The 22645-nt window shown below is 65.4% G+C and carries 23 protein-coding genes; 9 read left to right on the top strand and 14 right to left on the bottom strand.

Annotated features, from left to right (window positions below; all coding sequences use genetic code 11):
* Positions 1-317: 317 nt before the first annotated feature.
* A complete protein-coding gene (locus tag FM104_RS01100; RefSeq protein WP_087129614.1) occupies positions 318-1388 on the bottom strand; it encodes a LacI family DNA-binding transcriptional regulator in 1071 nt (356 codons plus the stop codon).
* 143 nt (positions 1389-1531) lie between these two features.
* Here FM104_RS01100 and FM104_RS01095 point away from each other — a divergent pair, with 143 nt between their 5' ends.
* The 6 genes from FM104_RS01095 (at position 1532) to FM104_RS01070 (ending at position 6212) form a co-directional block, all read left to right on the top strand.
* Complete coding sequence (locus tag FM104_RS01095; protein WP_087129613.1) at positions 1532-2410, top strand: ABC transporter substrate-binding protein; 879 nt, start codon at positions 1532-1534, stop codon at positions 2408-2410.
* 74 nt (positions 2411-2484) lie between these two features.
* Positions 2485-3273: an amino acid ABC transporter permease gene (locus tag FM104_RS01090; protein WP_087129612.1), complete on the top strand. Its 789-nt coding sequence runs from the start codon at positions 2485-2487 to the stop codon at positions 3271-3273.
* Positions 3270-4040, top strand: a complete 771-nt coding sequence (locus FM104_RS01085) for an amino acid ABC transporter ATP-binding protein (RefSeq protein ID WP_087129611.1) — start codon at positions 3270-3272, stop codon at positions 4038-4040. Before FM104_RS01090 ends, FM104_RS01085 begins: the two co-directional genes overlap by 4 nt.
* Positions 4040-4318 carry a hypothetical protein gene (locus FM104_RS16840; protein WP_087129610.1) on the top strand — a complete coding sequence of 93 codons (279 nt, stop codon included), beginning with the start codon at positions 4040-4042 and terminating at the stop codon, positions 4316-4318. The genes FM104_RS01085 and FM104_RS16840 overlap by 1 nt, the downstream gene beginning before the upstream one ends.
* Entirely contained in the window at positions 4315-5199 is an 885-nt protein-coding gene (locus tag FM104_RS01075) for a PfkB family carbohydrate kinase (protein ID WP_218778536.1), read from the top strand. Before FM104_RS16840 ends, FM104_RS01075 begins: the two co-directional genes overlap by 4 nt.
* A complete protein-coding gene (locus tag FM104_RS01070) occupies positions 5196-6212 on the top strand; it encodes an SIS domain-containing protein (RefSeq protein WP_087129609.1) in 1017 nt (338 codons plus the stop codon). Before FM104_RS01075 ends, FM104_RS01070 begins: the two co-directional genes overlap by 4 nt.
* 320 nt (positions 6213-6532) lie before the next feature.
* On the opposite strand, the gene FM104_RS01065 is transcribed toward FM104_RS01070, so the two are convergent.
* Positions 6533-6748 carry a hypothetical protein gene (locus FM104_RS01065; RefSeq protein WP_087129608.1) on the bottom strand — a complete coding sequence of 72 codons (216 nt, stop codon included), beginning with the start codon at positions 6746-6748 and terminating at the stop codon, positions 6533-6535.
* A gap of 125 nt (positions 6749-6873) precedes the next feature.
* Here FM104_RS01065 and FM104_RS01060 point away from each other — a divergent pair, with 125 nt between their 5' ends.
* Positions 6874-7416 (top strand): YaeQ family protein, encoded by a 543-nt coding sequence (locus FM104_RS01060; RefSeq protein WP_087129607.1) that lies wholly within the window; start codon positions 6874-6876, stop codon positions 7414-7416.
* Positions 7417-7668: 252 nt separating this feature from the next.
* Positions 7669-8751, top strand: a complete 1083-nt coding sequence (locus FM104_RS01055; protein WP_087129606.1) for a 3-deoxy-7-phosphoheptulonate synthase — start codon at positions 7669-7671, stop codon at positions 8749-8751.
* Between the two features lie 42 nt (positions 8752-8793).
* Here the strand turns inward: FM104_RS01055 and FM104_RS01050 are convergent, their stop codons facing one another.
* The 9 genes from FM104_RS01050 to FM104_RS01010 all read right to left on the bottom strand — a co-directional run bounded on the left by FM104_RS01050 (position 8794) and on the right by FM104_RS01010 (position 17578).
* The gene (locus tag FM104_RS01050; RefSeq protein ID WP_087129605.1) at positions 8794-10200 is read right to left on the bottom strand and encodes an MFS transporter; all 1407 of its coding nucleotides are present in this window, start codon (positions 10198-10200) and stop codon (positions 8794-8796) included.
* 64 nt (positions 10201-10264) lie between these two features.
* Complete coding sequence (locus FM104_RS16220; protein WP_143738224.1) at positions 10265-10789, bottom strand: hypothetical protein; 525 nt, start codon at positions 10787-10789, stop codon at positions 10265-10267.
* A complete protein-coding gene (locus FM104_RS01040) occupies positions 10773-11591 on the bottom strand; it encodes a prolipoprotein diacylglyceryl transferase (protein WP_087129603.1) in 819 nt (272 codons plus the stop codon). Before FM104_RS01040 ends, FM104_RS16220 begins: the two co-directional genes overlap by 17 nt.
* 1 nt (position 11592) lies before the next feature.
* Complete coding sequence (locus FM104_RS01035) at positions 11593-11910, bottom strand: hypothetical protein (RefSeq protein ID WP_087129602.1); 318 nt, start codon at positions 11908-11910, stop codon at positions 11593-11595.
* Entirely contained in the window at positions 11907-13538 is a 1632-nt protein-coding gene (locus FM104_RS01030; protein ID WP_256971450.1) for a radical SAM protein, read from the bottom strand. The genes FM104_RS01035 and FM104_RS01030 overlap by 4 nt, the downstream gene beginning before the upstream one ends.
* A gap of 9 nt (positions 13539-13547) precedes the next feature.
* The gene (locus FM104_RS01025; RefSeq protein ID WP_256971449.1) at positions 13548-14483 is read right to left on the bottom strand and encodes a PaaX family transcriptional regulator; all 936 of its coding nucleotides are present in this window, start codon (positions 14481-14483) and stop codon (positions 13548-13550) included.
* Positions 14480-15733 (bottom strand): kynureninase, encoded by a 1254-nt coding sequence (locus tag FM104_RS01020; protein ID WP_087129601.1) that lies wholly within the window; start codon positions 15731-15733, stop codon positions 14480-14482. Before FM104_RS01020 ends, FM104_RS01025 begins: the two co-directional genes overlap by 4 nt.
* Position 15734: 1 nt before the next feature.
* Entirely contained in the window at positions 15735-16724 is a 990-nt protein-coding gene (locus FM104_RS01015) for a hypothetical protein (RefSeq protein WP_087129600.1), read from the bottom strand.
* The gene (locus tag FM104_RS01010) at positions 16724-17578 is read right to left on the bottom strand and encodes a tryptophan 2,3-dioxygenase (protein WP_087129599.1); all 855 of its coding nucleotides are present in this window, start codon (positions 17576-17578) and stop codon (positions 16724-16726) included. The genes FM104_RS01015 and FM104_RS01010 overlap by 1 nt, the downstream gene beginning before the upstream one ends.
* A 92-nt stretch (positions 17579-17670) precedes the next feature.
* Here FM104_RS01010 and FM104_RS01005 point away from each other — a divergent pair, with 92 nt between their 5' ends.
* Positions 17671-19167: a glutamate-cysteine ligase family protein gene (locus FM104_RS01005; RefSeq protein ID WP_087129598.1), complete on the top strand. Its 1497-nt coding sequence runs from the start codon at positions 17671-17673 to the stop codon at positions 19165-19167.
* 3 nt (positions 19168-19170) lie between these two features.
* Here the strand turns inward: FM104_RS01005 and FM104_RS01000 are convergent, their stop codons facing one another.
* From FM104_RS01000 to FM104_RS00990, 3 genes are all read right to left on the bottom strand, one after another.
* Entirely contained in the window at positions 19171-19737 is a 567-nt protein-coding gene (locus FM104_RS01000) for a cysteine hydrolase family protein (protein WP_087129597.1), read from the bottom strand.
* Positions 19734-21188 (bottom strand): purine-cytosine permease family protein, encoded by a 1455-nt coding sequence (locus tag FM104_RS00995; protein WP_087129596.1) that lies wholly within the window; start codon positions 21186-21188, stop codon positions 19734-19736. Before FM104_RS00995 ends, FM104_RS01000 begins: the two co-directional genes overlap by 4 nt.
* Positions 21189-21290: 102 nt before the next feature.
* Positions 21291-22580: a M18 family aminopeptidase gene (locus FM104_RS00990; RefSeq protein WP_087129595.1), complete on the bottom strand. Its 1290-nt coding sequence runs from the start codon at positions 22578-22580 to the stop codon at positions 21291-21293.
* Positions 22581-22645: the final 65 nt, after the last annotated feature.

Here is a 22645-nt window from a genome sequence, read left to right as displayed (position 1 = left end):
CGGCGTGCGGTCATTAAGCCACTCCGAAACCACCCACGGTTACGTCAGGAGAGCCCGAAAATACAGGGATTGCGGGGGTTTTTCTTTCTCGGTGACAACCGCGAAAACATTCGCGGCATGGCGAGCCTGCCATGCTCGACGCGAGGCGAGGCCCTTCGGACAGGCGAATGACCCGGATCGAAGCGGTTGTCCTTCGCAGAATCCGCGCATCCAGCCCAACAAGCTGTTTTCGTCGCATACTTAGGCATCGTGCTGCTCGTCGTCGTCGCGATCGTGGTAGAAGGCACTTGCTCCGCATGAGGGAATCGAGCGCATATTTACCCGGTCGAGGCCCTGACCTCGCCGTGCGACTCGCGAATAGTCAGCACAGCGTCGAATTCTTGAGAAGGCGCAGCCAAGCCTTCGATTAGCCTCAACGCGGCCTTCGCTGTCGCGACGCCGACGTCGTAGATCGGGTGCGTGATACCGGTGAGCGGGGGATCGCTGATCCTCGCCCAAGGCGAATCATCGAATGCGATGACCGAAATATCTTGCGGAACTCGTAGTCCCCGTGCACGAAGAGCGATCAGGACGTTGAGGGCAACCGTCGCATCGGATGCAAGCATGGCCGTGGGCGGATCAGCCATCCTCAACATCTCATCAATGATCGCACCGGTCTCGGTTTCGCCGATCGCAAGATATCGAATGAGATCAGGATCGATTGCGATGCCATTGGCTTGAAGGGCGCCTATCAAACCTGATAGGCGGTCGGAAACAGACGATACCGCCGTCTCAACCCCGCTGAAACGGTCTCCGTCGGTCTTCAACGCTGAGATGAATGCGATTCTCTGGTGGCCGAGGTTAACCAGCATCTCAGTAGCTTGCGCTGCTGCTGGCGCAATGCGGACCCGGACTCCGACGGCGCCGAGTTCATCTGCCTGACGGTCCAGGAGCACCAGCGGTCGTGAGGCATCGAGGACCGCATGAAGATGTTCGGTGTCGTAGTTGGACGCAAGTGCGACAATCACCGCGTCGACACGCTTGTCGAGAAAGAACCGCACTGCGTCGCGCTCCTCAGTCAGTCGTTCCGATGTGTTCGCGAGGATGACATCGTAGCCAGCGGCCCGGGCGGTATCGGAAATTCCTCGTAGCGCCACACTGAAGTAGGGATTCTCTACATCACCGACAATGACACCAATCGAATGAGACCGCCCTGTGTTCATGCTCCGGGCGAGCTCATTCGGGCGGTAGTCAAGCTCCTCAGCGGCGGAGAGCACTCGATTTCGCACTTCTTCGCTAACCGCGCCGTATCCGCCGAGGGCGCGCGATGCCGTCGACTTGCCGACTCCTGCGCGCCGAGCCACGTCCGCGACGGTCGCGGGTCGGCGTATGGAATTCGATCCGATCATTCGGCTTCCTCCTAACAGAGATTGACAGAACGTCGATCATGCGCATATTGTCAATGGGTCCGGGCCCAGCCTAGTCCATGGGTCCGGACCCAAACCCTGATTGCAGCCTTCGCGGCCAGGGAATCAGTTCAGAGAGGAACTTCATGAGCATCTTCAGAATTCGACGGGGAGTCGCAGTCGCTGCCATTTTCGTCACTGCCATCGTCCTGACCGCGTGCTCCCCGAGTACCGGCTCCGACGGCGCGTCGGCTAACGGCGGTGACGACAACCCATACGGTCTGATCACGCCGGGGCAGATTCGTGTCGCAAGCGTTGGCGACCTGAAACCCTACAGCTTCACGGATGCGAAGGGAGAGTTCACCGGATTCGACGTCGAACTATTCACCGACGTCGCCGAGCGAATGGGATACGACGACGTCGTCTTCACTGGCCAGGACTTCGCAGCTGTTCTCCCCGCCGTTGCGAACGGTCAGTTTGACGTCGGCGTCGCGGCGATTGGAATCACGGATGAGCGTATGCAGACGGTTGACTTCTCCGATGGCTACCTCGCGGGATACCTGACCGTCCTCACGAAGCCGGACTCCGGGATCGAGGACGCAACTGGCCTTGTGGGCAAGCGTCTTGGGGTGGTGCAGGGCACGTTGCAGGAGGCCTACGCGGTTAAGAACTTCCCGGACGCCGCGCTCGTGCGGTACCCCGACAACAATGCGGGTGTCGCTGGTATCAACACAGGGAACGTCGACGCACACTTCCTGGACTATGAGTCGGCGAAGTCCTATGCAGAGCAGTACGGACTCGAGGGCGTCATCGACGTTCCGTCGTTTGATGCGCCGGCAGGCTTCGCAGTTGCGAAGGGCAAGGACAAGTTCACGGTCGCGCTGAACGACGCTTTGCATGCAGCCATGGAAGACGGCACCTGGAAGGAGCTGTACCAGAAATGGTTCCCCGGTTCGCCGATGCCCGATCAGTACCTGCCTTCCAGCGAGCAGGGTCAGGACAGCCAGCCCGAGGGCGACGAGTAATCACCTGATCGGATGTGGGGCGGCAGATCCACTGGCTGGAACGCATGTCGCCCTACATCCCGAAAGGAAACTTCATGGACTGGCTCGAAACCGTTTTCAAGACCTTTCTCGATTTCGACGCGATGCTGCAGGTGCTTCCGCAGCTTCTCGGAACCGGACTGGTTAACACATTCATCATCTCCGCCTGCGCCACTGTATTGGGAATCATCATCGGCATGATCCTCGCGATCATGGGGATTGCGCGCAGCGCCTGGTTGCGTCTGCCGGCGCGAATCTACACAGATATTTTTCGAGGGCTGCCTGCGATCCTCACGATTCTGTTAATCGGTCAGGGCTTTTCCTGGCTCAGCCAGCAGATCTTCGGACCCTCTCCTTACCCTCTCGGCATTCTCGCGCTGAGCCTGATCGCCAGTGCCTATATCGGCGAGATCTTCCGTGCCGGCATCCAAAGCGTCGAGAGAGGTCAGCTCGAAGCTTGTCGCGCGCTAGGCATGACGTACGGGTCAGCCATGCGGCTGGTCGTCGTTCCCCAGGGCATTCGTCGCGTGCTGCCTGCGCTGGTCAACCAGTTCATCGCGATCGTGAAGGATTCCAGCCTCGTCTACTTCCTCGGCCTCCTTGTCAGCGAGCGCGAACTTTTCCGTGTCGGGCAGGATGCCGCCGTGCTCACCGGAAACCTGTCCCCCCTGGTTTTGGCGGGAATCTTCTACCTCGTGATCACTGTCCCGCTCACCCACCTCGTGAACTACTTCGATAACCGCTTCCGCACCGGTCGTCGTAAAGCTACGTCGCCGAAGAGTGGCCTCGAGGAGGTCGCTGAACAGTCGTTGAGTCCAGCGCTCAACCACGGAGAGAACACATGACCTACACCTCACCTCTTCCGGTCACCGACGGCCATTTCTATGAAGGGTCACGCCTGCAGATCGAGAGCCTTGCAATGGCGTACGGTGAAATTGAAGTACTCAAGGACGTAACCCTTACTGTCGAACCCGCTACGACCACGTGCGTCATCGGCCCCTCCGGCTCAGGAAAATCGACTCTTTTGCGTGGAGTGAATCGTCTGCACGAGCCGAAGTCGGGCCGAGTCCTTCTCGCGGAAGACGATGCTCTGAGGCTGAAGCCTGATCTACTACGGCGCCGTGTAGGCCTCGTCTTCCAACACTTCAATCTATTTCCCGATCACACCGCCCTACAGAACGTCGCGCTCGCGCTGCAAAACGTCAAGCGCATGTCCAAGGGCGAGGCGGAGAGGAGAGCCCTAGCGCGACTGGCTGAAGTCGGCCTCGCCGAGCGGGCCGACCACCGGCCCCGAGACCTCTCAGGCGGTCAACAGCAGCGTGTCGCGATCGCGCGAGCTCTCGCGATGGAACCCGAAGTCATGCTCTTCGACGAGGCCACTAGTGCTTTGGACCCTGAGCTGGTCAAGGGGGTTCTAAATCTCATGGCCGAGCTCGCTCAGAGCGGTATGACCATGCTCGTGGTGACGCACGAAATGGGTTTTGCTCGCAAGGTGGCTGACCAAGTCGTATTCATGGACGAAGGTCGCGTGATCGAGACCGGCACGCCGGAGCAGATCTTCAATAGTCCTCAGAGCGAACGGTTGCGGCTCTTCCTCTCCGAGGTACTGTGATGGCGAGTTCCGTCACATGGCCGACCCGTGCGGCCGTCGTTGGGTTCGGGTCGTCTGGGCGGGTATTCCACGCCCCGTTCTTCGTCACCGACCCGGCGGACTCTCTCGACGTGATCGGCACGCCGCTGGCCACTGACGCAGACATGGCGCGGCCACTACTCGAAGCCTTCCGGCCGGACCGCTTCCACGCGGATGAGGAGCTCCGAGAGGGCGCCGTCTATGCCTGGGCTCATGTGCCCCGCGCCCTCCCTCAGGGATTCTGTGAGGGGAAGTCGTGAGCCGTGCCGTCAGTATCGCGGGGCTCGGAGACAACGTTGTCGACTGCTATATGGCGGCCGGAATAATGTTCCCGGGTGGGAACACACTCAACGTTGCGGCGTTCTCGGCGAGAGCAGGGGCTCGCGCGGCATACTTCGGCCAAGTCGCGGACGACCGCGCAGGCGATCACATCGCCCGCTCATTGGCGAACGAGGGCGTCGACACCTCGTGGCTCCGCAGGGCGCACGGTAGGACGGCGCACTGCATGATCGGCCACGATGCTCAAGGAGACCGCGTTTTCCTGTCTTTCGATCTCGGAGTGTCGCGCTTCGAACCCACTGTCGCAGATCTCGAAGCCCTTCGAGGTTTCGATGCCGTGCACGTCGGTTCGACTAGTGGGCTAGATTCGCACCTTGACACACTCTCGAGCATCACCCGTGTGTCTTACGACTTCGCCACCCACTCAGAGGCAGAGCATGTCGCGCGGATCGGGAGGAATTGCTTCCTTGCCGTCCACTCGGGCGCGGACTTGGATGATGAGGCGTTCGCAGATCTGCTCGCGTGCAGCGCAGCTTCGGGAGCCCAATGGAGTCTGGCCACCCGAGGAACCAAAGGCGCTGTGCTCAGTCATCAAGGGCAACGCTGGGTAGTAGCAGCCCGCACGGACCTTCCCGCGCTCGACACACTTGGGGCCGGCGATAGCTTCGCTGCGACGGTCCTTGTCGGGCTCCTCCGCGGCGAGGATCCACCGTCTGTGCTCGCCATTGCTGCTGATGTCGCTGCTGACACCTGCCAACGTCTCGGTGCCTTTGGCGACGGTATCCCGATCGATTCGACCATCCTTGCTGAGTGCACAGCCTCACGCGTCCTCGAACCAATTATCACAAAGGAGCACAGATGACCGACGGCACCTATGTCGGGCCCAAGCCCGTCAAACCCATCCCTCAGGAGATCCGCCCCTCGCAGGAAAACGCCCTCCGCCGATGGGGGGAGATCCGCGACTGGGTCCTGGGGCTGCCTGCTTTGGAGCGCGTCTTTCTCGTCGGAGCCGGTGGCTCGTACTCGGGGCTTCAGGCGGCGCACTACCTCCTCGATCGAGAGTCAGCCCTCCCGGTCGTCTCCGTGAACTCCGACGAGTTCTACCACCGCGCTTCGCCCAGCGTAGGACCGGGTGCCCTGGTCATCGCGCTTTCAGCCGCCGGAGCCACAGCGGAGACCGTGCGGGCAGCGTCTTGGGCGCAAGAACGAGGCGCAGCGGTGGTTGCCGTTACTCTGAAGTCCGATGGCCCGCTTGCGCAGGCGGTAAGCAATGGTTTCATCTCCCTCAACGGTGACGGCAATCAGATCGTCCTTCAGCTTCTCGTCCTCGCAACGCTCGCCCGAGAAGGCCACGATGTGAGCGCGAAGATCGACGCCCTCCACGCACTCCCGGACGCGACCGACGCCGCCCTGCGAGGGTTCGAACCTCTCGCCGCCGCAATTGCCAAGGATATGAAGGATGTTCCCGTAACGTATCTTCTTGCGTCGGGCCCGCTCCAGGGTATGGGCAGCACGTTCACGAGCTGCTTCCTTCAGGAGATGCAGTGGATGCATGCGGCAACCATCAATGCCAACGAGTTCTTCCAGGGTCCATTCGAGGTTTTCGACAAGCAGACCAAGAGCATCCTTTTCCTCGGCGAAGATGCTACCCGTCCCATGGTCGAGCGCGCCGAACGATTCCTCAGCGAGCACAGCGGCACGACACACCGGATCGACAGCCGAGACCTGGAGCTCGCCGGCGTCCCATCGGACCAGCGTGGCTTCATCGCACCGCTGGTCTTCTACCCAATGATGTTCCGGCTTGCAGAGAACTACGCTTCCGTTCGTGGCTACACACTTGAAGGACGCCGCTACATGTGGCAGTTCGCGTATTGATTGGTTGTAGTGGGGTCTTTCGAAACAACGAAAGATCCCACTACCGTTCATCCTTCACCCGACCCGAGCCCATCTAACATGTCGTTCTGCCCAATGCCGCGTATGACCGGACGATCGTGGGATCAGAACTCGTGCGGGCGGCGGCCGTATCGCCCGCGTGTCAGACCGTGATGGAGCCCCCAGCGCAGCGGCCATGCAAGCGCACCGAAAACGATCGTTCTTGCCTGCGTGGTTATGCCACCTATCCATACAACAGCCCCGAATCCGTCGGCTTGTCTGTCGAGCTAAGGGCACGAGTCACGCCTCCGATTTTGAAGCCCTCAGTCCTCCGAGTTCTTCGTCGCCTCCTCGGCCGCCTTCATCGCAGCGCGACCCTCATCCTGCGACTCGGCACCGGCATCAGCCGCAGAGTTCTCCCCCGTTGGCTCCGGCTGGGGATCGGGGTCAGCCGGCTCTCCGTCAGTGGTGGGCATCTGCTGGTCCTGAAACTGGCCGTCGGGAAGCGCGTCGTTCGCGTCGTTCTGCTTGTCTGTCATGGCACCAGTAGGCCAGACACAGCGATTCCTCGACAGGGCAGTGACGACAGAGGTGGCCAGCGGTACTATACGCACCGCGTCGCCCCGGCCGCGCCCGCAGCTGGTTCCGCGTAAGCTCGGACGCTATGGCAACAGGCGCGATGATCCACACGTTCGCAGTGCAACTGGCCGACGTGGATCGGGGCGTCTACGAAGAGCTGTCGCTGCGCGTGGCACGGCATCCGTCTGAGACCGATGTCTTCATGCTCACCCGTCTGCTGGCCTACTGCCTGGAGTTCGAAGAGGGCATCGTCTTCACTGACGGGATCGCCGCGACCGACGAGCCCGCGGTGCTGGTGAAGGACCTCACTGGGCGAGTCACGGCCTGGATCGAAGTGGGTGCACCGGATGCCGCGCGCCTGCACTTCGGCAGCAAGCTCGCCGACCGCACCACGATCTACACCCACCGTGACCCCGCCAAGCTTCTCGCACAGTGGGCGGGCAAGACCATTCACAATGCGGATGCTGTCATCTTGCACAGCTTCGATCCCGGCTTCCTCGATGACGCGGCGGCCGCTCTCGAACGCCGCAACACCATGACGATCTCGGTGACTGAGCGGCAGATCTATCTCGAGCTCAACGGCACGCACCTCAGCTCAGCCGTGCACGATCACGCCATCCAGCCCTGAACCCGTCACGGCCCCGTAGAGACTGCGACCGCGTCACAGTGCGACCCCGTGTCATCAGCATCCCCACCGGTGCGGTACGGTAATCCCATGATCACCCGTTGGTATGCGTATTTTGAGTCGGCTCTGGAGGGGCCGGCGCAGATCTAGCGCCCACCAACACCTTCAGAGCCCACAAGCCAGAGCATTTTGCTCTGGCTTTCGCCGTTTCGGCGGGCTCTGCGCGGGTCCGTCTCCACACAGACAGGACCCCTCATGACCGCAACACTCACGGCCGAGCCCACCACCGCCGATCTGCACGTCACCGGTTTCACCCCGATCCCCTCTCCGGCTGAGATCGCCCAGACGCTGCCGATCGGCGACGAGCGCGCCGCTCTCGTCTCGCGCAGCCGCGACGAGGTGCGCGCCGTGATGAACGGCACCGACGACCGACTGCTCGTCATCGTGGGCCCCTGCTCGATCCATGACCCCGAGGCGGGGCTCGCCTACGCCGGACGTCTGGTCCGCGAGGCCGACCGGCACCGCGACGACCTCCTCATCATCATGCGCACCTACTTCGAGAAGCCGCGCACGACCGTCGGCTGGAAGGGGCTCATCAACGACCCGCACCTCGACGGCAGCCACGACATCGAGACGGGGCTGCGCATGGCACGCGGCTTCCTGCGCGATGTCGCAGCCCTCGGCCTGCCTTGTGGCACCGAGTTCCTCGAGCCGATCAGCCCGCAGTACACCGCCGACCTCATCACCTGGGGAGCCATCGGCGCCCGCACGACCGAGAGCCAGATCCACCGCCAGCTCGCCTCGGGCCTCTCGATGCCGATCGGATTCAAGAACGGCACCGACGGCGGCTTGCAGGTGGCGCTGGATGCCGCATCGGCAGCATCCGCTCCGCAGGCCTTTCTCGGCATCGGCTCCGACGGGCGCGCGAGCCTCGTCACCACCACCGGCAACCCCGACACCTCGGTGATTCTGCGCGGTGCCTCCGACGGACCGAACTACGGGGCCGAGCACGTGCGTCGGGCATCCGAGCGGCTGGCGGCCGCGGGTCTCACTCCGCGCCTCATCGTCGACGCCAGCCACGGCAACAGCGGCAAGGACCACCGCCGTCAGGCGCAGGTCGCCGCCGAGCTCGCCGAGCAGATCGCCACCGACGGCGCGGCGATCGCGGGCGTGATGCTGGAGAGCAACCTCGTCGCCGGGGCGCAGCGGCTCGACGTCGCGTCCGGTCCTGCAGGACTGGTGCCCGGGCAGAGCGTCACCGATGCCTGCATGGGGTGGGATGCCACGGCTGAGGCACTCGACGTGCTGGCACGCGCTGCGCGTCAGCGCCGCGCGTGATGTTTTACGCGGCCACCGTGCTGTCCGGCGTGCTCACGTGACTCATCTGGTCGCTTCAGCTGGCGGGATGCGACCAGTTGCGTCATCTGGAGTAGCGCGGTCTGCGGGGCCCCGACGGATGCCGATCCACGAGACCACCCCGCCGAGCGCGAACAGTGCGGCGGTCACCCAGACCGCGCTGTGGAATCCGTCGAGATCGAGGGTGCCGCCCACGATCGTCGACAGCATGGCGACGATGAGCAGCCCTGCGACGCGGGAGACCGCGTTGTTGACGGCTGAGGCGATGCCGCTGCGACGCTCGTCGATCGCGCCGAGGATCGCCGAGGTCAGCGGCGCCACCGTGAGGGCCAGGCCCAGCCCGAGCACGAACATCGACGGAAGCACCTGCCACCAGTAGCTGAAATCGACGCCGACGGTGAGCAGCAGCAGAGCGCCGACGGCCATCAGCAGCGGGCCGACCGTCATGAACAAGCGCGGCCCCAGCCGCCCTGCCCAGGCACCGGCGCGTGAACTCAACACGATCATCAGCACCGTGACCGGAAGGCTCGCAAGCCCCGCGGCGGTCGCGCTGAGGCCTGGCCCCTGCTGCAGATACACCCCGATCACGAAGCCGTTCAATGACAGCGCGGCGTACACGAACAGGGTCGCGATGTTGCCCCAGCCGAAGTTGCGCACGCGGAACAGCGACAGCGGCATCAGCGCCGTCGGGCGCGTTTGACGGGTGAGGAACAGCGCCATGAGCAGGATGCCGACGACACCGGGAATCCAGATGATGGGAGCGGTCCGCCCGAACCGCTCCTGCTCGATCAGCGCGAAGACGAGCGCGCCGAGGCCGATCGCGCACAGCGCCCCGCTCCACCAGTCGACGTGCACACCTCGCTCGTGCTCGGGGAGCCGCAGTCGCGAGAGCAGCACCAGCGTCACCGCGATCGGCAGCACGTTGATGAGGAAGACGAAGCGCCACGACAGGAAATCGACGAAAAGGCCGCCCATCAGCGGACCGATCAGCTGCGCACCGGTGGTGAACGCCGTCCACACGCCGATCGCCCGCGACTGCAGCTCTCCGCGCATCGTGGCGGTGATCAGGGCGAGCGAGCTCGGCACCAGCAGTGCGCCGGCGGCACCCTGTGCGGCGCGAGCGATGATCAGAAGAAGAGGATCGGGTGCCGCCGCCACCGCGATCGAGGCGATGCCGAAGGCGATCAGCCCCACTCGCATCACCCGCACGCGGCCGTACGCGTCGGAGAGCGAGCCGGCCAGCAGGATCAGCGCACTGAGGGTGATCAGGTACGCGTCGACCACCCACTGCTGGGTGCTGATGCCGCCACCGAGTTCCCGGCTGATCGCGGGCAGCGCGACGGTGACCACGGTGCCGTCGAGGAAGGTGACGAAAGAGGCGATGATCGCGACCGTGACGACCAGTCTCTGCAAAGGCGCGAACGAGGGCACAGCCTGACACTACTCCCGCACCATCGACGCGGGCGCGGTTCTGCGGACTCTCCGCGTCGGTTGGTTAGAGACCGGTGAGAAGCAGAATGCAGGGGCCGATGATCAGCAGCCACATGCTGGCCGCGATGATGAGGATGCCGGTGGCGAACGATCGCGTCTTCGCGAAGAACATCATCACGGCAGCGGCAAGCGCAATCAGAATAAACGGCCACAAGAAGACGATGGGTGTGCCGCCACCCACGATCGACATGCCGAGGAACATGGCACCGACCCCCAGGGCATGCGCCACGACGCCGATCGCGATGCCGATTCCCAGCCCCGCACCGAAGCTGAGTCCCTTGCGCGGTGGCGGGGGAGTAGCCTGCCACGGGCCCGGCGCGTAGCCCATCGGTCCCGGCTGCCCCGGTTGCGGCAAAGAAGTGGGGGATGAGATCGCTCCGGGGGCAGGCATCGCCCCGGGTGGGGGCATCGAGCCGGAGGGATCGGGTGTCGGCGGCACCACGGGGGGCTGCTCCGGGGGCACGGGAGGCTGAGCGGCGGGCTCCTGCCCGGTGGGTTCCGGCTCCGGGGCTTCAGGCGTGCTGCTCATCGCGCATCTTCCTCTCGAGTTCGACGGTGCTGTCAGCGCGGAATCGACCGCTTCGGATCATCCATATGATTCTGGCGGCAAGGAGCGGAATAGTCACGAGCAAGAAAAGCTGGGGTCTGGTCAGTCCCATCCAAGCGATCTCGTTGCCGCGCACGAATTCGACCGTGAAGCGGAATACCGCATAGGCGCCGATGTAGATCGTCAGCGTCTCACCCGCGGCGATCGGACGATGACGCAGCCAGAACCACAGCAGCGCGAATGCGGTGACGTGAAACATGATCTCGTAGATGAAACTCGGATGCAGGGGAACACCGGCGTCAGCACCGACGCGCGCTGCAGCAGCCTCGTCGAGCACGACGCCCCATGGCAGCCCCGTCGGTGTGCCCGGCTTCTCGGTGAGCAGACAGCCGATCCGACCTATCGCCATCGCGAGTGCCACCGCGGGTGCGAAGAGGTCGCCGCTGCGCTCCGGATAGCCGCAGAGCCGCTTCGCGACGTGCACGCCGAGCCACGCGCCGACCAGCCCCGACAGCATCGACGCATTGCCGTAAGCGAGCTGATCGAACAGCCCCAGGTTCTGCGAGAAGTCGACGTGCTGCGCCCAGGTTCCCAGCCGTGCAAATACGGCCGCGCCCAGCAGAGCGCCGAGCACCAAGTAGGCGATGCGATGATCGGTGACGCGGCGGCGCTGCTTCTCGACGACGAAAACGATTCCGGCGGCGAGAATCCCGAGCGCTACGAACGTCGAATGCGTGTCGATGGCCGGCAGCCATGGCACCAGATCGCTCAGCGTAGGAAACATGTCAGCCCGCCAGCATCCGCACCCAGAGCATTACCCAGAACGGAATCGCGACGGCGGATGCCACGGCCACAATGCCCAGATAGGCGAGGACGAGTCGGGTATCGCCGAGCTTGCAGCGTGAGCGCAGCAGTCCGCCACGACGCGCCCGCGCGTAGCCCGCGATCGCGACGAGCGCGAAAGTCAGCACCGCGATCGGGCCGAGCAGGCAGGCGATCAGCGCGACCGTCGTGAAGACGCAGAGCCGAAGCGGATCGAAAGCCGGTTCGGGGTCGCCGACCGAGGGATCGTACTGGTTGAGGGCGGGGTTGTGGGGTGTCACGGCGTCACCAGCGGAAGGGCCGTGCGGCCACCGGTCTCGCGTACCGGAGTGCTGCTGGTGGCCGGACGCCCCGTCGCGGTCGATAGGCGGGTACGGCTCAGCGGTGCCCACGCCTGCAACGCGCAGAACGGGACGCACTGGTGCGCCTGCGTCGTCTCATTGACCGTCGCGACATGCACGCAGCACTGCGTGAGTCGCTCTTCGATCATCGTGTTGATGTCCATGAACGGCTTGACCGTGACGCGCAGCACGCGCTCGCCCATCATCTGCCGCATCCTGCCGTGCTGGCCGGGCAGCTTCGACGCGGCGAGTGTCGCCAGTGTGCCGATGCCGAGGTCGCAGTTGACGCAGATGTCACGCCAGATGTCGCCCATCGACGGGTGCGAGAGCGACGACTGCTCACTGAACAGGTCGAGCAGCGAGTTCTTCACCGCATCGCGGATCGCCTTGTTCACATTCGAGTCGGCGATGCGGTTGGCGAGCAGGTCGGGATTGAGATCGAGGAACCCCTTCAGCCGTTCCGGACCGATCAGCGACACCAGCGACTTCCAATCGCCCGCATCGTCCTTCAGGAAATAGCCGACCGAGCAGCAGTGCGGGTGGCTGCAGGGGAGCGCCGTGAGGTCGCGCCAGGTGATCTCGCCGCCGGTCTGCGGGCCGAGGCGCGCCAGCACCCCGGTGTGCGTGAGCCGGTCGTCGGGGTCGATGCCCGAGTTGCGGCCCGAGCCGAAAACCGGCTGAATCGTCACACCGCCGACGAACGGTGTCACCTGCGCTCGCCGGATCACATCGCCGATTTCGTCATCGTTCACGCCGAGCGTCGCGGTCATGGTGAGCGTGGTGAAGACGCCAGCATCCGACAACCGCTCCAGCGCTCGCTCTTTGAACCGGCGGATGTCCGCGCCGCGGTGATACGCCGCTGACTCCTTGCTCTCGCCGTCGTATTGCAGGTAGATCTCGACCCGTTCGCGATGCTTCTTCAAGAACGCGACGAACTCGTCGTCGTTCGCGATGCGCAACCCGTTCGAGTTGATCAGAATGCGCACGACCGGTCGGGCGACCAGATGCTCGACCAGCTGCTCCAGCCAGGGATACAGCGTCGGCTCGCCACCCGACAGCATCAGCACGTCGATGCGGTTGTTCTCACGCGCCAGGCGCTGATCGATCGAGGCGAGCACTTCGGCCAACGGCGCGACAGATGATGCCGCGGGACTCGACTCGGCGAAGCAGGTGGGGCACTTCAGGTTGCAGTGGTCGGTGATGTCTGCGAGCAGGATGCAGGTGTGCTGGGTCTGCATCTGCGGCAGGCCGTCTTCATATGCCTGCGGCACCGGCTTGAAGTTGCCGGCCACATCGGGGGTGTGCACCTTCGTCGGGGCCGTCCACTGCTCGAGGTAGCTGAGGATCTCGGTCGACTCGTCGTACATCGTCGAGATGAGACCGTGGTCAGGGCATCCGCGTTCCAGCCACACGACGCCGTCGCGGTCGGCCAGCCATCCGGAAAGTCGCCGAACCTCGCTCAGCGGCTGATCGGGCTTCTCCTCGTGGCACTTCGGGCAGAATGCGTTCACGTAGCGATGAACGCGGTAGTCGCGCAGGGGCATGCCCGTGCCGGTCTTCTGTGCCATGCGATCACCCTAGCCGGGGGTGTGTCCGCAGACCCGGCGGACGTGCTCCCATGCCGTGTCGGCGAGCTCAGTGGAGCGCATCTCGAAGGCGGCGAAACTCGCCGCCCCCGGCCAGTCCGCTGGCAGCAGCTCGGGCGGAAGACCCGGATCGATGTACGGCAGCGTGCGCCAGCTGTCGATCAGAAGCACGTACGCCGCGAACGGATTCGCGCGGGGGGTGCGCAATGACTCCTGGAAGCGGGTGTGCTCAGCCCGCAGCGCCGATAGATCCCACCAGGACGCAACGGCGTCTCGCAGCGGCCGAGCCGGGCGCGGGTCGGACGTCTCGAACAGCGTGACGAATTCACGCGCGCCGATCTCATCGAGCAGCTCCGCAACCTCGCCGTCGAGGTGCGCGGGCAGGATCCACAGGGCGGATGCCACCGAGCCGGCACCGAGGAACAGCAGCCGCTTGCGCAGCTGATGACGCAGATCGCGGCGCGACTCGGGGACCGTCGCCGAGATCAGCATCCACGGGTCACCCGCGGTCATCGTGCGCACTTCGAAGATGCGCCGGTCGCCGCGCTCCAGCATCCCCATCGCCGCAGGATTGAGCGCATACCCGCGGCCGGATGCTGCCAGCAGCAGGCCCTTCTGCTTGAGTCGCGCGATAGTGGTGCGGGCGCGCGCCGGAGCGATGTCGAGATCACCGGCGAGCTGCACCAGGTCGGCCGAGGAGATCTCGCCGCCGAGCCGCCGCAGGTACAGGGCGATCAGTGTGCGCAGCAGAGAGGTGGTGCTGCCGGGCCGCGCATCGATGTCGTCGAGAACAGGGCCTGCTGCTTCCCCAGACGCCCACACTTCGGGGGCCGTGGGTACAGATGTCGGACGGATGCCAGCATCCGGTCCGACATCTGGCGTGTCGGCCCCCGAGGTGTGCAGCGGCCCGACACGATCGCGGGTCACTGCAGGGCGTCCCGCACGGCGAGGACGCCGCGCAGGGTCTCTTCGTGCGAGGTGCTCAGCGGCGAGAGCCCGAGGCGGATGCCGTTCGGGAACCGGAAGTCGGGGATCACGCCGTCGTTCCACAGCTGCTGCGTGACCTCGCGGAACGAGTCGTGCGCGATCGTGACGTGACCGCCCCGGTGTGCGGCATCCCGTGTCGAGACCAGTTCCACTCCGAGCGGGGCGAGCACGGCGTCGTACGCGCGCACGGCGAAATCGGTCAGCGAGATCGACTTGGCGCGCACAGCGCCGATGCCCTCGACGTCGATGAGGTCGAGCATGCCCTGCATCGCGAGCATCGACATCACCGGCGGCGTGCCGCTGAGCAGCTGACGGATGCCGGCGACGGGCGCGTATTCCGGACCCATCGCGAAGATGTCGGCCGCGCCCCACCAGCCCTGGATCGGCTGCTGCACGGCACCGTGGTGCTCGGTGCGCAGGTAGCCGAAGGCGGGGGAGCCGGGGCCGCCGTTCAGGTACTTGTAGGTGCAGCCGACAGCCATGTCGACGCCCCAATCGTCGAGGTGCATCGGCACGACGCCGACGGAGTGGCAGAGATCCCAGAGCATCAGAGCGCCGACATCCTGCACTGCCTTCGTGATCTGCGGCATGTCGGCCAGCGCACCGGAGCGGTAGTCGACGTGGCTGAGCACGACGAGCGCGGTGCGCTCGGACACGACGGATGCCACAACCGCCGCGGTGACCCCGATGATCGGGTCGGGCTCCACCCAGCGCAGTGTGGTGCCGGTCTCCTCGGCGACTCCGGCGGCGATGAAGCGGTCGGTCGGGAAGTTCCCCGCCTCGATCACGATCTCGGAGCGACCGGGGCGAGCGGCGACAGCAGCGCGCATGAGCTTGTAGAGCATGACGCTCGTCGAATCGGCGACGACGGTCTGGCCTGCCGCGGCACCCAGCGTGACCGCTGCGATCCGGTCGCCGAGCTGCATCGGCAGCTCCATCCACTGCTCGTCCCACGAGCGGATCAGACGCGTGCCCCAGTCCTCTCGGATGAATGCACTCACCTTCTCCGGAATGTCGCGGAGGGGCCGGCCGAGCGAGTTGCCGTCGAGGTACGCGTCGACACCGGGGGCGTCGGCGAATTCATTCAGGTGGTGCGCCAGCGGGTCGGCGGCGTCGAGCGTGCGCGCCTCGGCGAACAGTGCTTCTGCGGGGTCTGCGGGGTCTGCGGGGGTGACGGCTTCGTCAGTCATGTCAGTGCTCCGGGTCGGTGGGGTCGGTGGTGAGTGCGTCGAGGTCGGCCGGGGTGAGCCGGCGCGACCTGTTCGGGTCGTCGTCGGGAAGAAAGAGCAAGGGGGCGCCGGGAATGAGCGGGTCAGCGGGAGCCAGGGCGGTGAGCAGATCGTCGCCCTCGATACCCGCCTCGCGCAGCGCATCGACTTCGGCCTCGTGCAGGTCGACCGGCATCGTGCCGTTGCCCATGTCGGTGCCGTAGACGACTTCGCCGCCGGCTGCGACGAAGCGGCGCACATTGTCGACGACGATCGCATAGGCCTCGCCCTCATGGATCGCCATCGTCGAGATCCATGACGTCGACACGGCTTGGGCCGCGATCTCCTCCGGTGCGAGGCGTTCTGAGAACGGTGCGTGAGCCAGTCGTCCGGCACCCAGGCGCGCCGCTCGCTGCGCTTGACCGGGGCCTTCGGCATGGGCGATCACCGGGATTCGGTGCGCGGCGGCCCGATGCACGATCGCTTCGAAGGTCGCATCGACGAGCGTCGGGCCGGCCTCGCTGTGGGCCACGATCTTGATCAGCGAGACATCGGCATCCGCAAGCTCGGCGACCACCGCATCTGCTGCTGCCGCGTCGCGAATCTCGCGCACAGAGCCGGCGGGCGCCCACGTCCGGTCCGACGGGTAGCCGCCTGGTGCGGTGAGGAAAGGGCCGGCGTAGCGCACGTTCACCGGACACGATTCGTGAGCGCTCAACTGATCGGCCACCTCACTGATCCAGTCCAGATCCGCACCCAGATCCACCACGGCACCGAGGCGCGACCCTGGTAGCAGCTTGTAGTCGATCAGCTGCAGGTGCACATGGTGATCGGTGAAGAGTCCGGTGACGAGGCCCTCGAGCCGTGGCGCACCAGCCGGAGCGGGGTCATCGAGCAGATGGACGACCCCATTGCGCACGATCAGCGTTCCTTCGAGCGCCACGGCGCCGTCGAAGAAGCGCACCGCGTGCATCAGCGGCCGATTTCGGTGCGCACGCTGTACAGCTCGGGGAAGAACGTCAACTCGAGCGCCTTCTGCAAGAAGCTCACGCCGCTCGAGCCGCCGGTGCCGACCTTCATGCCGATCGTGCGGGTGACCGTGCGCAGGTGGCGGAAGCGCCAGAACTGGAAGTTGTCCTCGACGTCGACGAACTCTTCGCACGCCTCGTACAGGTCCCAGTGCTCATGCGGGTTCTCATAGATCACGCGGATCGCGTCGACGAGCTCGGGGTGCTCGCGGTACGGCAAGCGCACATCGCGGTCGAGGATCTCCTGCGGCACGGGGAGGCCGCGGCGGGCCACGAGACGCAGGAACTCGTCGTACAGCGTCGGACGCTCCCACTCGGCGGTGAGCAGGGCGAGGTTCTCGGGGTGGTCGCGGAAGAGACCCAGCATCCGCTCGTTCTTGTTGCCGAGTGCGAATTCGACGCCGCGGTACAGCACCGATTGGAAGCCGGAGGCATTGCCGAGGGCGCCCCGGAACTCGGCGTACTCGGTGGGGGTGAGCGTCGCCAGCACCGACCACTGCTGGGTCAGCACCTCCTGGATGTGCTTCACCCGCGCGACGTGCTTCAGTGCTGCGCGCAGGTCATCCTCGGCGAGGCGGTCGCGGGCAGTACCCAATTCGTGCAGCACGAGCTTGAGCCACAGCTCTGTCGTCTGGTGCTGGATGATGAACAGCATCTCGTCGTGGTGCTCGGGCTTGGAGACCGGATGCTGCGCGCCGAGGAGCCGATCCAGGTCGAGGTAGGACCCGTAGGTCATCCGATCCTTGAGGTCGGTGACGATGCTCTCTTCGAGGGTGCGTTCGTTCTGTTCCGCAGTCATTCTGTCAACATATCATTATCTGGCCGCTCGTCACTAAAGTGAAACCAGGGTGGTGATCACCTCGACCCCCATGAGTTCGGTAGTGTCGCGGAATGGGAGACAGTGTCAGTGCGCAGAGCTTCACGCGCCAGGATCGAACGAGATTCCGCGCGCAGGTCGAGCGGTGTCTGGAAGCGCTGGCGAAGATGCTCGCCGAAGGGCAGTTCGACGCCTCCGAGCCGCAGCTCGGTCTCGAGATCGAGCTCAATCTCGTCGATGACGGCGGTGAGCCGTCGATGTCGAATGAGGAGGCGCTGGAAGCGATCGCGAGCCCCGCTTTTCAGAGCGAGCTCGGGCGGTTCAACATCGAGCTGAACGTTGCTCCCCGCCCGCTCGACGGCGACAGCATCGCAGAGCTGGAGAAGGCATTGCGCAACGCCTTCGCGACCGCTGACGACCGCGTGCGGACCGTCGGCTCACGGTTGGCGATGGTCGGCATGCTGCCGACACTGAACGAGCACCATTTCACCGAGAAGTGGCTGTCGGCCGATCCGCGCTACGGCTTGCTCGGTCGCCAGGTGCTCTCGGCGCGCGGCGAGGACATCGAATTGAAGCTCGAGGGGCCGCCGCTCGCAGAGGGGCAGCAGCCCGAGCGGCTGGACATTGTCTGCGACACGATCCTTCCCGAAGCGGCGTGCACCTCTGTGCAACTGCACCTGCAGCTGCAGCCGGAAGAGTTTGCGTCCTACTGGAACTCGGCGCAGGCGATCGCCGGCGTTCAGGTCGCGCTCGCTGCCAACTCACCGTTCTTCGCGGGGCGGGCGCTGTGGCACGAGACCCGCATCCCGATGTTCGAGCAGACGACCGACACCCGCTCGCAGGAGCTGAAGAATCAGGGCGTGCGCCCGCGGGTGTGGTTCGGAGAGCGTTGGATCACCTCGATCTTCGATCTGTTCGAAGAGAACTCGCGCTACTTCCCGGCGCTCTTGCCGGTGAGCACCGACGAGGATCCGTTCGAGGTGCTGGCTGCCGGCGGCGCGCCGGAACTGGCGGAGCTGCGGATGCACAATGGCACGATCTATCGCTGGAACCGGCCGATCTACGACAAGCAGGGCGACGGCTACCATCTGCGTCTGGAGAACCGCGTGCTGCCGGCCGGGCCCACCATGGCCGATGTGATGGCCGATGCGACGTTCTATTACGGGCTGGTGCATTCGCTGGCGCACGCTGACCGCCCGCTGTGGACCCAGATGACGTTCGACGCCGCCGACGAGAATCTGCGCTCCGCGGCACGGGACGGCATCGAGTCGCGCCTGTACTGGCCCGAGGTCGGCTGGGTGGGGCCACGCGAGCTCGTCCTCCGCCGTCTGCTGCCCCTCGCCGCTGAGGGACTGGACGCGTACGGCGTCGATGCGGAGGTGCGCGATCGCTACTTGAACATCATCGAGCAGCGCTGCCTCACCGGCCGCAACGGGGCCACCTGGCAGCGTGCGAATGTCGCCGCGCGCGAAGCCGCCGGAGAGAAGCGCCCGCAGGCTCTGCACGGGATGCTGGAGGAGTACCTCGAGCGGATGCACACGGGCGAGCCCGTGCACACCTGGGACGACTGAGCGTCAGCTGCGCGCCGCGAGCACTTCGCTGGTCGTCGTGAGGGTGAGCTGCGGCGGGTAGAGGGCCATCACCTGCATCGCCGCGGCGTGATTCTCAGCGGTCGAGCCCGCGCACGCGTCGGTCGCGATGGTGATGCGTGCGCCAGCATCCGCTCCCGCCAATGCCGTCGAGATCACGCAGCAGTCCGTCGACACACCGGTGAGCACGACGTGCGCGCCGCGACCGACGATCGCTTCGAGCTCGGGGCCCCACTTCCCGAAGGTCGGCAGGTCGAGGGTTGGATGCCGCGAGAGTGCGGATGCCGCCGGCACGAGATCGAACAGGTGATCGGATGCCGGCTGGTCAGCGAACGGCCACGCCGCGAAGTACTCGCCCCACGATGTGGAGCGGTCAGCCGTCGGCATCCACCTCGTCACGAGCACGCGCTCGCCGAAGGCAGTCGCGAGACGCGCGATGTTCGCCATCGCTTCATCGAAGAAGGGCGAACCCCATTCGGAATCCGGCGCCGCGAAGATGTTCTGCGGATCGATGACGATGAGCCAGGTGTCGTCGCCGGCCGCGCTGGTCATGCCTGCTCCTGACGACGGATCTTTCCGGCTCGGGCGAACCACGTGACGAGGAACGACAGCACCAGCGCGAAGAATACGCCGAGGTTCGCACCAGCCCAGACGCTGTCCTCACCGCCGAACAGGAACAGCAGGTAGCCCTGCCAGTTGTTCCACGCCGCGTCCTCAGCGAACAGATTCACCACGAGGCCCCAGCCGATCACCGACGTGACCACCATGGTGAGGATCGACGTCCAGTCCCAGGCGCCGTAGCGGCCGTTCGCGTCGAACAGCGCGTCGTCGTCGTAGACCTTCTTGCGGCGCAAGATATCGGCGATGAGGATGCCGGCCCAGGCAGCCAGCGGAACGCCGAGCGTGATGAGGAACGACTGGAACGGCCCGAGGAAGTCCTCGGCGAAGAACACCACCCAGATCGTGCCTGCGGTGAGGATCAGCCCATCGATCGCTGCGGCGGAGGGTCGGGGGATGCGGATGCCGAGGCTGAGCAGCGTCAGGCCCGAGGAGTAGATGCCCAGAACCGCACCGGAGACGAGGGCGAGCACGGCCGTCAGCAGGAAAGGAACGAGCACCCAGATCGGCAGGATCGCGGCCAGCGCACCGATCGGGTCGTTGCCGACGGCTTCCATCAGCTTGTCGTCGGAACCGGCGAGCAGGAGGCCGAAGACCACGAGGATGACGGGGGCGATCGCCCCGCCGAAGGTGTTCCAGAACACGATTGCGCCGTCGGAAGCCGTGCGCTTCTGGTAACGCGACCAGTCGGCGGCGATGTTGATCCAGCCGAGGCCGAAGCCGGTCATCACCATGACGAGTGCGCCGATCACCTTGCCGATGTTGCCGTCGGGGTGGGCCATCACTGCTGCGAGATCGACGTGCGGGATGGCGAGGATCACGTAGAGAATCGTCACGGCGCCGGTGATCCAGGTGAGCACCGACTGCATCTTCATGATCGTGTGGTACCCGAGAACGGATGCGGCCACGATGAGCGCGGCCACGATGATCGTCGCCGTGATCTTCAGCGCGATGCTGTCACCATCGCCGCCGAGCTGGGTGATGACGGTCGCCGTGGCGAGCACCGCCATGATCGCCAGGAACGTCTCCCACCCGATCGAGGTCAGCCACGAGACGATGCCCGGGACTTTCTGGCCGTGCACGCCGAAGGCCGCTCGGGAGAGCACCATAGTCGGTGCCGAGCCCCGTTTGCCGGCGATCGCGATGAGCCCGCAGAGGAAGAACGACACGACGATGCCGATCACCGAGACCAGCGTCGCCTGCCAGAACGAGATGCCGAAGCCGAGAACGAACGAGCCGTAGCTGAGGCCGAACACCGACACGTTCGCGGCGAACCACGGCCAGAACAGATCGCGTGGTTTCGCGGTGCGGTCGGACTCGGGAATAATCTCGATGCCAGCGCGCTCGATCAGCGCCGGTGCTGCGGTCTCAGGTGCCGTGGACATGATTGCCTCCGAAAGTGGGATTGTGCTCATCCTGGCACTGACCACTCGTCGGATGCGAGAGCCCGGCGCGGAATCCCGCTAATCACCGGGCGGCTGCCGAGGTCAGCCGGCGAAGAAAGCGTGCGCCACCCTCGAGAGGTCGTAGAGGTCGCTGACGCCGGCGAGCTCGCGAGCGGAGTGCATCGACAGAATCGGGATGCCGACATCGACCGTGCGGATGCCGAGGCGCGTCGCGGTGATCGGGCCGATGGTCGATCCGCAGGGCACCGAGTTGTTGGAGACGAAATCCTGCGAGGCGATGCCCGCGGTCTCGCACCACGCGGCCCAGGCTGCTGCGCCGACAGCATCCGTCGCATAGCGCTGGTTCGCGTTGATCTTCAGGATCGGGCCCGACCCGAGCACCGGCTGCACGACGGGGTCGTGGCGGTGCTGGTAGTTCGGATGCACCGAGTGGCCCACGTCACTGGAAAGGCACCACGATGCGGCGTAGGCGCGACGTCGGTCGGAGGCATCGGCGCCGAGCGACTCGTACACGCGCTCGAGCACGTCTTCGAGGATCGGCCCGGCAGCGCCGGAGCGCGACGAGGAACCGAGTTCTTCGTGGTCGAATGCTGCCAGCACTGGGATGACGTTTCTGGGGAGATCGGAGTCCGTCGCCTCGATCAGCGCAACCACCCCGGCGTGCACAGACGCGAGATCGTCGAGACGGCCGGACGCGAAGAATGCATCGTCCTTTCCGAAGACAGCGCCGCGAGCGGCATCCGCCACCACGACGTCGAACCCGCGGATCTCACTCGCGTCGACGCCCGCCTCGGTGGCCAGCTCGGCCAGCACATCCTCGGACTCGGGCTCGCCCAGGCCCCACACCGGCTGCGTGCCGGTCTGCTTGTCGAGAGAGAGGCCATCGTTCACACCGCGATCGAGGTGGATCGCCAGCTGCGGCAGCCGCAGCAGCGGCCCGGTCGCGGCGAGCACCACGCGCCCGTCGGCGAGAGCGAGGCGGCCAGCCAGGCGCAGTTCACGATCGAGCCAGGAGTTGAGCAGCGGCCCGCCGTACACCTCGACCGCCGCCTGCAGCCAGCCGCGTGCACCGGTCGTCGGCTGCGGCTTGAGCTTGAAGCCGGGGGAGTCGGTGTGCGCGCCGAGGATGTGGGCCGGGGTCGTCGACGTTGCATCGGCCGGCACTGCCCACGCGATCGCCGCGCCATCGCGGACGATGACGAAGCGTCCACCTGCCTGGGTGGGCCATTCGTCTGCCTCTTCAAGCCGGGTGAACCCGGCCTCCTGCAGCCGTCGGGCTGTCTCTTCCGCGGCGTGGTAGCTCGACGGCGATGCGGCGACGAAGTCGGAGAGGTCGGCGGCGTGCGTCAGGGCAAGGGAACGAGCAGACATGTCTTCGATGCTAGCCGCCGCTGCGACTCAGCCCGGCCAGCCGGCGGCCGGTGCCCCGCTCGTGC

Source organism: Microbacterium esteraromaticum, assembly GCF_900163815.1.
GTDB classification, from domain to species: Bacteria; Actinomycetota; Actinomycetes; order Actinomycetales; family Microbacteriaceae; genus Microbacterium; species Microbacterium esteraromaticum_B.
Note: the sequence above shows the minus strand (reverse complement) of the source record. Positions and strands in the feature narration are given on the sequence as shown.

What these genes read in the sequence shown, in the direction of transcription:
- FM104_RS01005 (WP_087129598.1), top strand. Translation starts at nt 17,671, where the DNA reads ATGGGAGACAGTGTCAGTGCGCAGAGCTTCACGCGCCAGGATCGAACG.
- FM104_RS01020 (WP_087129601.1), bottom strand. Translation starts at nt 15,733, where the DNA reads ATGACTGACGAAGCCGTCACCCCCGCAGACCCCGCAGACCCCGCAGAA.
- FM104_RS00995 (WP_087129596.1), bottom strand. Translation starts at nt 21,188, where the DNA reads ATGTCCACGGCACCTGAGACCGCAGCACCGGCGCTGATCGAGCGCGCT.
- FM104_RS01090 (WP_087129612.1), top strand. Translation starts at nt 2,485, where the DNA reads ATGGACTGGCTCGAAACCGTTTTCAAGACCTTTCTCGATTTCGACGCG.
- FM104_RS01015 (WP_087129600.1), bottom strand. Translation starts at nt 16,724, where the DNA reads ATGCACGCGGTGCGCTTCTTCGACGGCGCCGTGGCGCTCGAAGGAACG.
- FM104_RS01055 (WP_087129606.1), top strand. Translation starts at nt 7,669, where the DNA reads ATGACCGCAACACTCACGGCCGAGCCCACCACCGCCGATCTGCACGTC.
- FM104_RS01095 (WP_087129613.1), top strand. Translation starts at nt 1,532, where the DNA reads ATGAGCATCTTCAGAATTCGACGGGGAGTCGCAGTCGCTGCCATTTTC.
- FM104_RS01070 (WP_087129609.1), top strand. Translation starts at nt 5,196, where the DNA reads ATGACCGACGGCACCTATGTCGGGCCCAAGCCCGTCAAACCCATCCCT.
- FM104_RS01040 (WP_087129603.1), bottom strand. Translation starts at nt 11,591, where the DNA reads ATGTTTCCTACGCTGAGCGATCTGGTGCCATGGCTGCCGGCCATCGAC.
- FM104_RS01085 (WP_087129611.1), top strand. Translation starts at nt 3,270, where the DNA reads ATGACCTACACCTCACCTCTTCCGGTCACCGACGGCCATTTCTATGAA.
- FM104_RS01100 (WP_087129614.1), bottom strand. Translation starts at nt 1,388, where the DNA reads ATGATCGGATCGAATTCCATACGCCGACCCGCGACCGTCGCGGACGTG.
- FM104_RS01010 (WP_087129599.1), bottom strand. Translation starts at nt 17,578, where the DNA reads ATGACTGCGGAACAGAACGAACGCACCCTCGAAGAGAGCATCGTCACC.
- FM104_RS01030 (WP_256971450.1), bottom strand. Translation starts at nt 13,538, where the DNA reads ATGGCACAGAAGACCGGCACGGGCATGCCCCTGCGCGACTACCGCGTT.
- FM104_RS01065 (WP_087129608.1), bottom strand. Translation starts at nt 6,748, where the DNA reads ATGACAGACAAGCAGAACGACGCGAACGACGCGCTTCCCGACGGCCAG.
- FM104_RS00990 (WP_087129595.1), bottom strand. Translation starts at nt 22,580, where the DNA reads ATGTCTGCTCGTTCCCTTGCCCTGACGCACGCCGCCGACCTCTCCGAC.
- FM104_RS01060 (WP_087129607.1), top strand. Translation starts at nt 6,874, where the DNA reads ATGGCAACAGGCGCGATGATCCACACGTTCGCAGTGCAACTGGCCGAC.
- FM104_RS16220 (WP_143738224.1), bottom strand. Translation starts at nt 10,789, where the DNA reads ATGAGCAGCACGCCTGAAGCCCCGGAGCCGGAACCCACCGGGCAGGAG.
- FM104_RS01000 (WP_087129597.1), bottom strand. Translation starts at nt 19,737, where the DNA reads ATGACCAGCGCGGCCGGCGACGACACCTGGCTCATCGTCATCGATCCG.
- FM104_RS16840 (WP_087129610.1), top strand. Translation starts at nt 4,040, where the DNA reads ATGGCGAGTTCCGTCACATGGCCGACCCGTGCGGCCGTCGTTGGGTTC.